The following is a 13,762-nucleotide window of genomic DNA, read 5'->3' as shown; positions in this document are numbered from 1 at the left end:
ACTCCCTATAGCTGTTTTGCTTATCCTAAAGACCCAAAATGGTGAAGTCAGCTGACGAGTTGGTTGACAGCGAATTTCCTAATCCGTAGACCATGTTGCTGATGACATATTCGCCGTCGTTAACATATATCTCAACAATATGGCCATGTAACAGCATCTCAATCTTGTTCTCGGGGCCAACCTCGGGCGTTTCGGAGTGCATGTGCATAAAGTTTTCACGTGGGCGATACACCTTGCTACGGTCAACGTGAATGCGGTTTTTATCTTGCCATACGCGCAAGCCACCAATGTCGATATGATCGCCTTCGCGCAGGGTCGTACCAAAAAGGTAGGGGCGGTGACACGCGGGTGCATTGGTGCGCTGCGTTAGTGCACGACGGATATTGGGGTGCAGGCGGAAGTATGTGTGACCATCGATAACCTCGACGACACGTGGAGCGGTGAACATGCCAATCCACTGATTGTCGATGGGTTCGGGCATGCGCATCCAGCCCACCATTACGCGACGACCTGTAGCATCAGTAGTGGTTTGGGGGGCATAGAAATCATGGCCATAATCGGTAAGACGGCGCTCTCCCGTAAAGTTAATTGAGCAATCGTCTTTGTTGTAATCAACAACAAAGCAAACGCTTTGGTCGTCCTTGCCACCCTCATAGCCCATTAATGATGCAAGTAATACGGTGCCACCCTCAACCTCAAAGAGGTCGGGACACTCGCACATCCAGCCTAGCTGGGGATCCATAAGCGTGCGACCCACATACTCCCAGTTCATAAGGTCGCGACTCTTGTAAAAAAGGACTTCTCCCTGTTTGCGATGTACATTACTGCCCAGTATGAGATACCAACCATCCGTGCCTTGCCATACTTTTGGGTCACGCGTATGAGTGGCGTCTCCGAGTTCGGGGTCATCAATGGGCGGGATGATGACATGCTTGTCATCAAAGTTGTTGAAGGTTTGCCCGTCGGATGACTCAATGGTGAGTTGTGCTGAGGTGAAACAATCAGGAATACATTTATTGATATTCTCGGGATCAAACTCATCGTAGTGCACACCAGTATAAAAGAGGCGTAGTTTGCCACCACTCTCGACGGCGCTGCCCGAAAAACAACCGTTTTGATCAGCAGGCTTTGAAGGAAAGAGTGCAATATCTTTTTGTTCCCAATTGACGAGATCGGGGCTAATGGCATGACCCCAGCAAATGGTGCCCCACTGTGTTGCATGGGGAAAGTATTGGTAAAAGAGATGGTACTCACCCTTGTAGTAGATGAAACCGTTGGGGTCGTTTATCCAACCACGCTGCGTATGAAAGTTGATGCTTTGCATGTGAGCCCTCTAAACTTTAATGTCTAACGGTCTACGACGTAATTAATGCTGATGGGAGACATGGGATACCAGCAGGCTTGAGCCTCAGGAAAATCCATGCTGACGTGGACACTGTCTGCTTCGGTGAAGTAGCGGGTGCCAAAAACAGTCTCGCCACCATTGATAAAGATTTCAAAGACGGAAGTATCCATGATGACTCGGATGTCATGGAGGGCGTCAACCTTGGTGCGGCGGACTTTGCGACCTTGGCCCACGGTGTCGTCAGTAAAGATGAGCTCCGCTTCGCCGTTGGAAAAGCGCAGCTCGAGTGCCTCATCAAAGCGGAGTGTGCCATCGCCTGCAATAGAGGAGATTACGAGGTCGGAAACTTTGGGGATGGTTGCGCTTGCACCATCAAAGGGGACAAATTCACCGCGGAGAGAGTCGATTTCAGCAACAGGATTTTGTAGGATGTGCCCCTCGGCATTGAGCGTGAGTTCGCGGGGAACCGTTAGGCAGCCGCGCCACGTATCCGTGGGGTTGTCGTAGGGGCGAACATCATTTTTGTCGTGAGGGAGACTCATCCAACCTATGAGGAGTGTGCGGTTCTTGTCATCGATGAAGCTTTGACACGCATAGTAGTCAAAACCGTGGTCCCATTCGACAAAAGTGGTTTGATCGATAGCAGGGTGTGGTGCCTGTGCACGCATGAGCTCATGGTCTTGGTGTAACAGATCCAAGAGCGATCCATCAATAGGGAAGTAGCCATTGCCGTGCACATTTTGAAGCATGTAGGGCAGGCCAAGCTCGTCTGTGCCCTGTGGGCACGTGGCAAGAAACTCGTGAACCGTGCCCTGCGTGTCGGTCAGAGTAATGCGGTCGGGGCACTCCCACATATAGCCAAATGGTTCACTGTCGGTATTGGTGACAGAGCCTTCGAGTTCCCAATGTACGCCATTATCGGAGTGATAACACAACACGGCACCGCGGCTATCATTGCACGTGCGCGCGCCAAGGAGCATATGAAGGGAGTCGTTCTGCTTCCAAACTTTGGGATCGCGAACGTGATTGGAGCAATAGGCAGGGTAGTCAGAGTTGTCGAGGATGACTTCCTTGGGACCCATGTGGATGCCGTTGTAACTACGCATGCGCGTTTGGTTGGCAAGGCGACCCGAGAGTGTGCCATCACCTTCGGGTAGACGGACGTTGCCAGTGTAGTAGTACCAGACTTCGCCGTCGTGCTCGGCACCATCTGCGGGTGTGGCGATATATGCGCCACCAGAATAGGATCCGTCTTTGTCAGAAGGGCAATCGGGCATGACTTGGCAGCCGAGGAAGACCCAGTTTATGAGGTCGCGGCTGACGTAGTGTCCCCAGCCATGAGGGCTATCGAAGTTGCCAGGATACTCAGGGGCGTTCTGGCAGCAGATATGGTAGGTTCCGCGAAATTGACAGAGACCGTTGGGGTCGCTGATTGAGCCTTTATAGGGGGCAAGGTGGAGTTTGGGACGCCAAGATTCATCACTCATGCGGGGGTCCTTTCCATGTGCCGCCGAGCTTTAGGGGCATTGGCGACTTATCGATATACTTGCACACAATCCTATCTGAGAACGATTCCATATTAAGGCAAATGACGGTGAATGGTACCTAGATTGTGCGAGTGGTTAGAAGCTCGCATTGAATAAATAAAGTGGTCAGCGTAAACCACGTAAATGCTGTAGGGCGCACAGGTAGAAGACACCACATATGTGCTACGAAGCGCAAGGGTGTCGCAAACGGCATAGATGGCGCGAATCATAGGGACGATGTCAATCGTGTGCATTCGCTCACCGCGTGCATCGCGCACAATCCCCGAGGAGCTCTTTTTGGTAGGAACGTGGACAAAAAGGACTCCACGGGGCCAAAAATATTAACTAACCAACCAACAAACTAACTATTCCTTAAGTGTAGGGTGTTTAGGTATGGAGGGCTTAACTGTGTAAAGTCTAGATGTGCGAGGGTGAAATGCGTGTTTTGGAAGTGTGTGGGGAAGTCATATGCAGACGAGATGCATGTGACAAAGAGGATATAGCTTTAATCACGATAAACGAGTAAAAAAACATCCACACTATTCTAGTGTTTATTTATATATTTATATCTCAACCTGCAGTTTTATAAACTTAAATAAGAATAGTGTGGATGTTTTTGGGGCTAAAAAATGAAAACAGCTTTTATCAGGACCCAAGAAAGCGCTGCTTAGCCATGCAATATTTTGTCTCGTTTGTATCCTGCTGAGTATAAGCACGTGTAAAACTGCAGTTCAAAAGGGGTGTTTTTGAGTCAAATTTCTCTACCGTGGTGTTAGGCCACCTTTAAAGCTTTTTGTGTTGAGGTACTAAACATCACACAAGTATTTTTAGACGCCTCAAACGGCCTCTGAGCGTCTCTATTTTTTCAGTCTCGCGATTGGGGATGTTGCAGCTTTGGAAGGTTGGACTTTCTGCAAGTGTGGAAGGGTTGGTCTTCCGCAGGTTTGGAAGGTTGGATCTGTTGCAGGTTTGGAAGGGTGGGCCTGCTGCAGGCCTGGAATTTAACTAGTCGTTCAAAATACGGTGTTCAAAGTGTCCATTTGCGTAGAGACCATAGCTGTGGCTTCCGTCTTTGGGGATACCAATGCTGCCGGGATTAAATAGCCATAGATCGGGACGTTTTGCACTGGCTTCGTTTGCTTTAATGTGGGTGTGGCCATAGACGAGACTGGTGTGTGCCGGCAGAGGTGGGAGGCGGTCGATAGAATTATCTCGTCCAGCGCCCCAAATGTGGCCGTGGGTGAGGAATAGCTCATGTAAGTTACCCTCGGCGGTACTATCCAAAATCACAGCACTTTCAGCAAGACAGGGAAAATCCAGCACCATCTGGTCGACCTCGGCCTCGCAATTACCGCGGACCGCCACAACCTGCGTCGCAATGGAGTTAAGCATTGCAATAACCTCGCGCGGAGCATAATCGGTGGGCACGTTATTGCGTGGTCCATGATAAAGCAAGTCGCCCAACAGTACTATACGGTCGGGCTGTTCTTGTTCAATGGCAGACATCAACTTCCTACACCAAGCCGCAGCCCCGTGAATATCAGACGCAATGAGAAGCTTCATCGTGGGTGTCCCTTCTCTTTTAAGTAGTCCTACTCAGTATGCATCAATCAGCCCCATCCCTCAGCCAATCTTTTGAACTGAGCGCGGCCTTTTTTCTGCAGGCCATTACCCCGGCTTCGGGCGTTCTTTGCGCGAGATGTAGTTTACCTGCAAGTGGAATGTCCTTCGAACGCTTGAGACATGTACTCGAGCATCCTTTGTGTAAGACGTCGTTTGATTATGGGGCGTCGTGAATATGACTGTCTTTGAGTAATGAACGCTATATTTTCTTAAGCAAATGAGGCTTAAGAATTCTTAAATTGATGAATACAAAAAATCTAATGTGTAGAGACTTAGATTATGTATAAAATTAGATAACGCGGGAACAATTGCCTTGTATGGCAAAGGCGTCGGCGACTCGGCGACACCAAAATGTATTAAAACTCTCGGTCTTTAGGCAGAGAGAGAAGGAAAGGAAGTATTATGAGCAAAATTCTTGGCATCGACCTTGGTACCACTAACTCAGCAATGGCAGTGTTTGAAGGTGGCGAGCCTTCTATTATTGTGAACGCCGAGGGCGATCGCACTACTCCGTCCGTCGTGGGTTTCCGTGCCGACGGAGACCGTATTGTCGGTAAGGCTGCAAAAAACCAAGCTGTTACCAACCCTACCAACACGGTCTTTTCCATTAAGCGTTTCATGGGTCGTCGCTATGACGAGGTTGGCTCCGAGCTCAAGACCGTTCCTTACAAGGTTAAAGCTGGTGCTGGCCAGCGTGCTGTTGTTGAGATCAACGGTGAGGATTTCACCCCCGAGCAGGTTTCCGCTATGGTTCTCGGCAAGATGAAGGCTGACGCTGAGAAAGCCCTCGGCGAGACCGTCACCGACGCTGTCATTACCGTCCCCGCCTACTTCAATGACGCTCAGCGTCAGGCGACTAAGGATGCAGGTAAGATTGCGGGCCTTAACGTGCAGCGCATTGTCAACGAGCCCACAGCCGCAGCTCTCGCATATGGTTTTGACAAGAAGAACATCGATCAGAAGATTCTAGTCTTTGACCTAGGTGGCGGTACCTTCGACGTTTCCCTGCTCGACCTTGCCGACGGTGTCGTTGAGGTTCTTGCAACCAACGGCGACAACCACCTCGGTGGCGATGACTGGGATCAGCGCGTGATTGACTGGATGGCTGACAAGTTCCAGCAGGATAACGGTATTGACCTCCGCAATGACCCCATGGCTCTTCAGCGTCTTAAGGATGCAGCTGAGAATGCAAAGAAGGAGCTTTCTTCTGCTCAGCAGGCCGAGATTAATCTCCCCTTTATTACTGCTGATGCTACTGGCCCCAAGCACCTCAACTACTCCCTGACCCGCGCAGAGTTTGAAAAGATCACTCGCGACCTGCTCGACCGTTGCAAGGCTCCTGTTACCAAGGCGCTTCAGGATGCCGGGTTGCAGATCTCTCAGGTCAATGAGGTTATTCTCGTTGGTGGCTCTACTCGTATGCCCGCTGTTCAGGAGCTTGTCCGTCAGATGACAGGCAAGCAGCCCAACATGTCCGTTAACCCTGACGAGGTTGTAGCCGATGGTGCTGCAGTCCAGGGTGGCGTGCTTTCTGGTGCTTCTGGTGCTTCCGATATCTTGCTGCTCGACGTTACCCCGCTTTCTTTGGGTGTTGAGACCATGGGCGGTATCATGACCAAGATGATTGATCGCAATACCACCATTCCTACCAGCAAGACCGAGGTCTACTCCACCGCAGCAGATAATCAACCTTCCGTTGAGATTAACGTGTTGCAGGGCGAGCGCGAGATGGCTCGCGACAACAAGAGCTTGGGCAAGTTCCAGCTTACGGGTATCCCCATGGCTCGCCGTGGTGTGCCTCAGATTGAGGTTACCTTTGATATCGATGCCAACGGCATTGTCAAGGTCACCGCAAAGGATCGCGGCACGGGCAAGCAGCAGCAAATCACCATTTCCGGCTCGACGGCACTGTCTGACGAGGAAGTTGACCGCATGGTCAAGGATGCAGAGTCCCACGCTGAGGAGGACAAGGCCAAGAAGGACGAGATTGAGGTACGCAATCAGGCCGATTCCCTTGCCTACTCTACCGAGCAGACCTTAAAGGAGCTTGGCGATAAGGTGCCTGCTGACACCAAGCAGAAGGCCGAAGATGGCATCGCCGCTGTTCGCAAGGCTTTGGATGGTACTGATATTGATGCAATTAAGTCCGCAAGCGAGCAGCTCCAGACAGCAGCTCAGGATCTGGCTCAGGTTGTGTACTCCGCAACTGATGCTCAGACAGCGCAGGGTGCGCCTACCGACGGTGGAAGTGCTGACGACGTAGTTGATGCTGACTATGAGGTTGTCGATGACGACAACAAGCAGAACTAGTAGGTGGCCAACATGTCCGAGAAGGAAAAAAAGAGGGTAGAGGAAGTAGTCGATGAGACTACTTCCGCCCCCGCCCCCAACGGGCAGGACCTAAAGGAGAACGGCGTGAAAGTTCCAGTCGAGGTCGACGACGACCAGATGGGCGCCGAGGCCGAGCTGGACGAAGAGGCTCTCGTTGAAGCAGCAAAGCGTGCAGGCACTCAGGCGGCAGAAGAAGAAATTGCCGTTAAGGAGGCCGAGCGCGCCAAAGCTGCTGAGGCAGCGCACAGTGAGTTGCAGGATAAGTTGGATGGCGCCCAAGATGAAATCGACGCTGCAAAAAAAGAAGCAGCGGATGCCACTGAACGCTTGCTGCGACTTCAGGCAGACTGGGATAATTTCCGCCGTCGCACTGCTCAGGAGCGACTTAACGAGCGTGATCGTGCAGGTGAAAAGTTGGTGGTTTCCCTGCTTCCTGTGTTAGACGATATGGAGCGTGCTATTGAGCATGCTGCTAAGGCTGCGCAGGAGGACGCCGAGGACAACCAGTTTGATCAGTTTGTTGCTGGTGTGCAGGCTGTCCACGACAAGATGGTATCCATCTTGGGTAAGGCAGGTGTTGAGGTCATTAACCCTCTAGGTGATGCTTTTAATCCGTTAGAACATCAGGCGGTGGGTCGCGTGGAGGATACAGAGGCCTACGATGAGTCAGTTTCTGCAGTGTATCTACGCGGCTATCGCATGGGTGGCAAGGTTATTCGCGAGGCAATGGTGCAGGTAACCTTTGGTGGCCCTAAACGTCCTGACTCTGCTAAGGAAGATAATGCGGCGACTGATGTGGATGTAGACGCTGCAGAGTCTCGTGAGGCTTAGATTTTATTTTGTCGGACACCTGCTTGCGGGTGTCCGATATTTGGCATCTTTCAGATGCGCAGTGCACAAGCAAGCACGATGTAATGAAAGGAGGCGGCTTCCGCCATGGCAGAAAAGAATTATTACGACGTTTTGGGCGTGAGCAAAAATGCCTCCGACGCCGAAATCAAGAAGGCATTCCGTAAGCTCGCAGCCAAATACCATCCTGATCGCGGTGGCGATGAGGCTAAATATAAAGAAGTCAGCGAGGCATATACCACCCTGTCCAATCCTCAAAAACGCAAGGAATATGATCAGCTTTTGACCTTTGGTGGTATTCCAGGAGCTGGATTTGGCGGTGCGGGCGCTGCAGGTAGCTATAGCTATGGCGGCGGCATGAACTGGGAAGATATTCTTGGCAGCATGCGCGGTGGCGATGGCGCTTTTGGCGGCTTTGACTTTAGTTCAATCTTTAATGGACAGGGTGCAGGCCGTGCGCAAAATCGTCCATCCAAAGGCAGTGACCTTACGCTAGATGTAAGCGTGACCGCAGAAGAAGCTTTTGTGGGCACTCAACGCAAAGTAAGCTATACCATTCCTTCAACGGGAGAACGACAAAGTCTTACGGTTAAAGTGCCTGCCGGGGCAGTTGATGGCGGGAAATTGCGGTATCGCGGTCGTGGCGAATTTGGCGCCAATGGTGGCGCCCGTGGCGATCTTGTAGTGACAACGCGTGTGGCAGAACATCCGCTTTGGAAGCGTGATGGCGCCGACGTGCGCATGGAGCTGTCGATTTCTATCTTTGAAGCAGCGCTTGGCGCACAGGTTGAAGTTCCCACTCCGGCAGGTGAGACTGTGCGTCTTAAGGTTCCTGCGGGAACACAGGACGGTAAAACCTTCCGCTTCCGTGGTATGGGTGCACCTGATGTCAAAAGCAAAAATAATAAGGGCGCTCTCTATGTGACCGTGCGCATCAAGGTTCCGACAAGTTTGTCTGCTGATGAGCGCAAAGCACTTTCGAATTTGCGCGATGCTGACCACCGTGAATACCGAAAGGATGTTGAGCGCTATGTCTCGTAGTGACGGCAAAAATAAGCCCCTCTACATGATTAGCGTTGCTGCTGAATTGACGGGCATGCACCCCCAGACCCTCCGTGTGTACGAACAAAAGGGTTTGGTGAATCCTGGTCGCTCACGCGGCAACACACGTCTGTATTCGCAGCATGATATTGAGCGGCTTAACCTTATTAGCAAGCTGACTGATGAGGGTATCAATCTGGCGGGCGTTGTGCGCATCCTCGACATGCGTGAACGCACCGAAGCACTCACGAATGAAAACGATGAGATGCGCGCACGTATTCGAGAGCTTGAGGATGAGGTACATGAATTCCGCATGCAAGAGCGTATCGTAGCACTCGCTCGCTATGATGGAGGTAGCCCCGAACAAGTCATGCGTGGTTTGCTAGACGATGGGGAGCGAAAGGACTGGTAGTGAGCATCACAAACTTTGTCTTTGATATGGGAGGCGTGCTCATGGATTTTAATCCTGAGCTGTACTCTCATCTCTATGTTGACAACGATCAGGATGCTCTGCTTATTCGTAATGCTCTATTTTTACACCCAAGCTGGGCTTTGCTTGATTCGGGTACTATCAGTGATGCCACGATGGAAATGATTGCTCAGCGTCAGTTGCCCGAGCGACTGTGGGAACCCCTACATCAAACTTGCATGCACTGGCATGAACATCATACGCCTCTACCGCTTATGAATCAGCAGGTAGAACGCTTGCATGCTGCTGGGTATGGCTGCTTTCTACTGTCTAATGCGGGCGTTCGTTGGTGGAAGATTCGTGAGCTCATTCCCTGTATGCCCCTGATGGATGGCTTTGTAGTATCGGCGTTTGAGCGCATTATGAAGCCTGATCCACTTATCTTTACGACCTTATGTGAGCGTTATCAATTAGAGCCCACAACCTGTCTCTTTATTGATGACAATGCCGACAACTGCGCAGGTGCAGAAGTTGCCGGCATGACGGGCTATGTATATAACGGCGATGTAGCTGCCTTTGAAAACTATGTCAGCACAACACTTGGTATCGCATACTAGTGCCTAGAGTTTTTCGCCAGCAAGCAGAACTATGCCTCTTGTGAGGGGACACATACATACAGGAGAGTGCAGACACCATCTGTAGGCGTGACGTGCACAGTTGCATTACCTGCAGGTATAAACCAGGTTTCGCCAGTCTTTATGTGCTCAATCTGCTCACCCAGCTTGGCCTGAGCGTTGCCATTAAGCATCATCAATGCAACATAGCTTTTATCGGTTATGGGAAGCTCTGCTGTATCGTTTAAAATCCAGCGTTCCGTGCGAAAGCACGTGCCTTGGCCTAGGAGTTGCCGGGTACCTCCAGCAACTTCACTGGGGTGCACAGGTGCACCTAAATAGCCGGGTTGCTCGAGCAAAGCAACTTCTTTTGCCTGTTCGATATGGAGTTCTCGCGTCTTGCCGTGGGAATCAACACGACCAAAGTCATAAACGCGATACGTGGTATCGGAATTTTGCTGCACTTCCGCAAGCAAAATGCCACCACCAATTGCATGGAGTAGGCCCGCACGGATAAAGAAGACATCACCTGGTTTGACGGGTACCTGGTTGAGTTTTTCTTCGATGCTGTTATCGGCAATAGCTGCAGCAAACTCGTTCGGGGTCATGTCCTCACGAAGACCTAGGTAGAGAAAGGAACCAGGGTCGGCATCAACAATGACCCACATTTCGGTTTTGCCATAGGGCATACCGTGACTATGGGCATAGGAATCATCAGGATGCACCTGAATTGACAGAGGGCTTGCGGCATCAATGAATTTGATGAGCGTGGGGAAGGCTTCCATAACATGAGCATTACTACCAGCAGCGCTTGGGTGTGCAACAAGATGTTCGACCAAGGTTTTGCCAGCATCGCTGCCTGTGTCCACGATGCTGGGATAATCATCGCGGGCAGAAAGAGTCCATGCTTCTCCATAATTGTCCTGTCCAGCCGCAGGACTACCAAGGCGTGTGCCGCCCCAGATTTTGCTTACCAGTGCCGGTTTTAGACGAATCATTTCCTGCATCGCTTACTCCTTATCAGCCGTGTCAAAACTGAGCCACAGAGCTTTGCTTGCCAAGGGACTTGCCGCTCATTTGCACGTTCCCTCTTCACGGTAGCGCATTTTATAAAAAGCAGAAATATGCTCAAGACGGAATCCATAAAGCTAAATTATTAAGTTTAGAAAATCTTATATAAAGAGACTTAGATATGATTAGGATGCTGTCTGAGTGGGAAGACTGTCATCGATAAACAGAGAGGTGCTCAAGCACGTGCCAAGAGCTGACGTAAGCTCGAAAAAAGTCGCAGCTGAGGCAGGTGCAAGGCAAAAGGGAGGCTCATATGAGAATCGATAAATGGGCAGTCAGCGCACAAGAAGCGCTGCAGGCAGCGATGGGTATCGCGGCGGATGCAGATGCAGGTCAGATGGAGTCGATTCATCTGCTGAAGGCTTTACTGGACTCCAATGAACAAAATTTAAGAGCAATTGTTGAGCGCATTGGCGTTGATCCGACACAACTTGAATCTGTGGTTAGTGACGCTATCGCACGTCAGCCCAAGGTGACTGGTGCTGGCGGTCAAATGAGTATTGGTAATAATCTGCTTAAAGTACTTGACGCTGCTGAGAAGCTTGCCTCTCAAATGGGTGACTCTTATGTAACAACTGAGCACCTACTCATTGCACTTTGTGATGACCGGGATGCGGCTGGTTCTGTGCTCAAGACAGCAGGAGTAACAGCCAAGCGTGTACGGGCTGCGTACGATGAGCTTCGGGGGGATGAGCGAGTGACTTCGCAGGATTCAAAACCCCAACTTAAGGCGCTCGAGCAGTTTGGACGCAATGTGACCGACCTTGCTCGTCAGGGCAAACTTGATCCCGTGATTGGTCGTGTTGAGGAGATTCGCCGCACGATTCAAGTGCTGAGCCGCCGCTCCAAGAACAACCCTGTGCTCATTGGTGAGCCTGGTGTTGGTAAAACCGCCATTGTTGAGGGTTTGGCCCAACGTATCGTTACGGGCGATGTGCCTTCGACTCTCAAGGACAAAGATCTTGTTGAGCTTGATATGTCTGCGCTGGTAGCAGGTGCAAAATATCGTGGTGAGTTCGAAGACCGCTTGAAGTCTGTTCTCAAAGAGGTACAGAAGAGTGATGGAAAGGTCATTCTCTTTATCGATGAGCTGCACACCATTGTGGGTGCTGGTGCGACCGAAGGTTCAATGGATGCGGGCAATATTCTGAAGCCCGCTCTTGCCCGTGGTGAACTTCATGCTATCGGGGCAACCACACTTGATGAGTATCGTAAGTACATCGAGAAGGACCAAGCGCTAGCACGTCGTTTTCAGCCAGTGTTGGTGTCCGAGCCAACTGTGGAAGATACCATCTCGATTTTGCGTGGCATCAAAGAGCGTTACGAGCAGCATCACCGTGTGCGTATTACCGATGCAGCTTTAGTTGCAGCAGCAGATTTGTCTAACCGCTACATATCAGAGCGTTTCCTGCCCGACAAGGCAATTGACCTCGTAGATGAGGCTGCAAGTCGCCTGCGTATGGAGCTCGACAGTATGCCGGCAGATATTGATGCACAGGAACGTCAGCTTACTCAGATGCAAATCGAGGAACAGGCGTTAATGAAAGAAGAGGACGCTGCTTCCAAAGAGCGTCTGGAAACCCTGCGTCGCGAGATTGCTGAGGCACGTGAGAAACTTGATAGTGTCAAAGCAGATTGGCAAAACGAGCGCGTGGCGATTGACCGCGTGCAGGACCTCAAAGCACAAATTGAATCTACGCGCAGCGAGATGGAGCGGGTAACCCGTGAGGGTGACTTGGCACGTGCATCCGAACTGCGTTACTCCACGATTCCGCAGCTCCAAGCCCAATACGAAGAAGCAGAGCAAGCACTTGCCTCCAAGCAAGAATCCGGTGGTCTGCTTAAAGAGGAAGTTACTACTGACGAGATTGCTGAGGTGGTTTCCAACTGGACTGGCGTACCAGTATCCAAGATGATGCAAGGCGAGATGGATAAGCTCAAGCATCTAGAAGATGAACTGCATAAGAGCGTTGTTGGTCAAGATGAAGCAGTATCTGCGGTTGCCGCGGCAGTGCGTCGTAGCCGTGCGGGTCTAGCTGATCCTAATAGGCCTATTGGCAGTTTCTTCTTCCTTGGGCCGACAGGTGTGGGTAAAACCGAGCTAGCAAAGGCGCTTGCAAAAAATCTCTTTGATGATGAGCGCGCGCTTATTCGTATCGACATGTCCGAGTATATGGAGAAGTTCTCAGTCCAGCGCTTGATTGGTGCTCCTCCTGGATATGTGGGATATGACGAGGGTGGACAGCTTACCGAAGCAGTACGTCGTCGGCCATACTCGGTTATCTTGCTCGATGAGATGGAAAAAGCCCATCCCGATGTCTTTAATGTGTTGTTGCAGGTGCTTGATGATGGGCGTCTAACTGATGGACAAGGTCGTGTGGTGAGCTTTAAAAACACCATCATTATCATGACAAGTAACGTGGGCAGCCAGTTTATTGCAGAGGCAAATGCGACTACTGATCCCAAGGAGACACAACGTCAGGTTAATGAGGCTTTGCGTGCCACCTTTAGGCCAGAGTTCCTCAATCGTATTGACGACGTGGTGATGTTCCATGCGCTTGGCTTGGACGATATTGAAAAAATTGTTGATATCCAACTGGCTGATGTGCGTGAGCGTTTGGCCAACGAGCGCATTACACTGCAACTGACTCCACGCGCTGTTGGGTCGCTCGCTCTTGATGGTCTGGATCCGATTTACGGAGCGCGTCCCCTGAAGCGTTTGATTCAACGACAGGTAGTTGATAACGTTGCAAACCTTATTATTGCAGGCGAGCTCCATGAGGGCGATACCGTGCAAATAGATGTGGGTGAGGGCGATAAACTGGTCGCACAGAAGTTGGGAGATAGCGCAAAATCTTAAGTTCTGTGTTGTTCTAGTTATGCTCTGCTATGCGATAAAGCCGCAGCTCGGTTATAGTTGTCAAATGGCAGCTATTCGAACTGCGGCTCGATT

The 13,762-nt window shown here is 50.9% G+C and carries 10 protein-coding genes; 6 read left to right on the top strand and 4 right to left on the bottom strand.

Features of this window, described 5'->3' with window-relative positions:
* Nucleotides 1-25: 25 nt before the first annotated feature.
* From BN4314_RS03795 to yfcE, 3 genes are all read right to left on the bottom strand, one after another.
* Entirely contained in the window at nucleotides 26-1,324 is a 1,299-nt protein-coding gene (locus BN4314_RS03795) for a glycoside hydrolase family 32 protein (protein WP_068539864.1), read from the bottom strand.
* Nucleotides 1,325-1,347: 23 nt separating this feature from the next.
* Entirely contained in the window at nucleotides 1,348-2,832 is a 1,485-nt protein-coding gene (locus BN4314_RS03790; RefSeq protein ID WP_068539862.1) for a glycoside hydrolase family 32 protein, read from the bottom strand.
* Between the two features lie 1,044 nt (nucleotides 2,833-3,876).
* Nucleotides 3,877-4,434, bottom strand: a complete 558-nt coding sequence (yfcE, locus tag BN4314_RS03780) for a phosphodiesterase (RefSeq protein WP_068539858.1) — start codon at nucleotides 4,432-4,434, stop codon at nucleotides 3,877-3,879.
* A 462-nt stretch (nucleotides 4,435-4,896) separates the two neighbouring features.
* Between yfcE and dnaK the strand changes: the two genes are divergently transcribed.
* The 5 genes from dnaK (at nucleotide 4,897) to BN4314_RS03755 (ending at nucleotide 9,741) form a co-directional block, all read left to right on the top strand.
* The gene (gene dnaK / locus BN4314_RS03775; protein WP_068539855.1) at nucleotides 4,897-6,804 is read left to right on the top strand and encodes a molecular chaperone DnaK; all 1,908 of its coding nucleotides are present in this window, start codon (nucleotides 4,897-4,899) and stop codon (nucleotides 6,802-6,804) included.
* Nucleotides 6,805-6,816: 12 nt separating this feature from the next.
* A complete protein-coding gene (locus BN4314_RS03770) occupies nucleotides 6,817-7,656 on the top strand; it encodes a nucleotide exchange factor GrpE (RefSeq protein WP_082911157.1) in 840 nt (279 codons plus the stop codon).
* A gap of 105 nt (nucleotides 7,657-7,761) precedes the next feature.
* Complete coding sequence (locus tag BN4314_RS03765) at nucleotides 7,762-8,715, top strand: DnaJ C-terminal domain-containing protein (RefSeq protein WP_068539851.1); 954 nt, start codon at nucleotides 7,762-7,764, stop codon at nucleotides 8,713-8,715.
* Nucleotides 8,705-9,127, top strand: coding sequence for a heat shock protein transcriptional repressor HspR (locus BN4314_RS03760; RefSeq protein ID WP_021734705.1), 423 nt, complete (start codon nucleotides 8,705-8,707; stop codon nucleotides 9,125-9,127). Before BN4314_RS03765 ends, BN4314_RS03760 begins: the two co-directional genes overlap by 11 nt.
* Nucleotides 9,127-9,741, top strand: coding sequence for an HAD family hydrolase (locus BN4314_RS03755; protein ID WP_068539849.1), 615 nt, complete (start codon nucleotides 9,127-9,129; stop codon nucleotides 9,739-9,741). Before BN4314_RS03760 ends, BN4314_RS03755 begins: the two co-directional genes overlap by 1 nt.
* Before the next feature lie 29 nt (nucleotides 9,742-9,770).
* On the opposite strand, the gene BN4314_RS03750 is transcribed toward BN4314_RS03755, so the two are convergent.
* Complete coding sequence (locus BN4314_RS03750) at nucleotides 9,771-10,745, bottom strand: type I phosphomannose isomerase catalytic subunit (protein ID WP_082911156.1); 975 nt, start codon at nucleotides 10,743-10,745, stop codon at nucleotides 9,771-9,773.
* Nucleotides 10,746-11,062: 317 nt separating this feature from the next.
* Between BN4314_RS03750 and clpB the strand changes: the two genes are divergently transcribed.
* Nucleotides 11,063-13,669, top strand: coding sequence for an ATP-dependent chaperone ClpB (gene clpB, locus BN4314_RS03745; protein ID WP_068539847.1), 2,607 nt, complete (start codon nucleotides 11,063-11,065; stop codon nucleotides 13,667-13,669).
* Nucleotides 13,670-13,762 lie beyond the last annotated feature (93 nt).

The organism is Olegusella massiliensis (assembly GCF_900078545.1).
Lineage (GTDB): Bacteria > Actinomycetota > Coriobacteriia > Coriobacteriales > Atopobiaceae > Olegusella > Olegusella massiliensis.
This window is presented reverse-complemented; position numbering and strand designations above follow the sequence as displayed.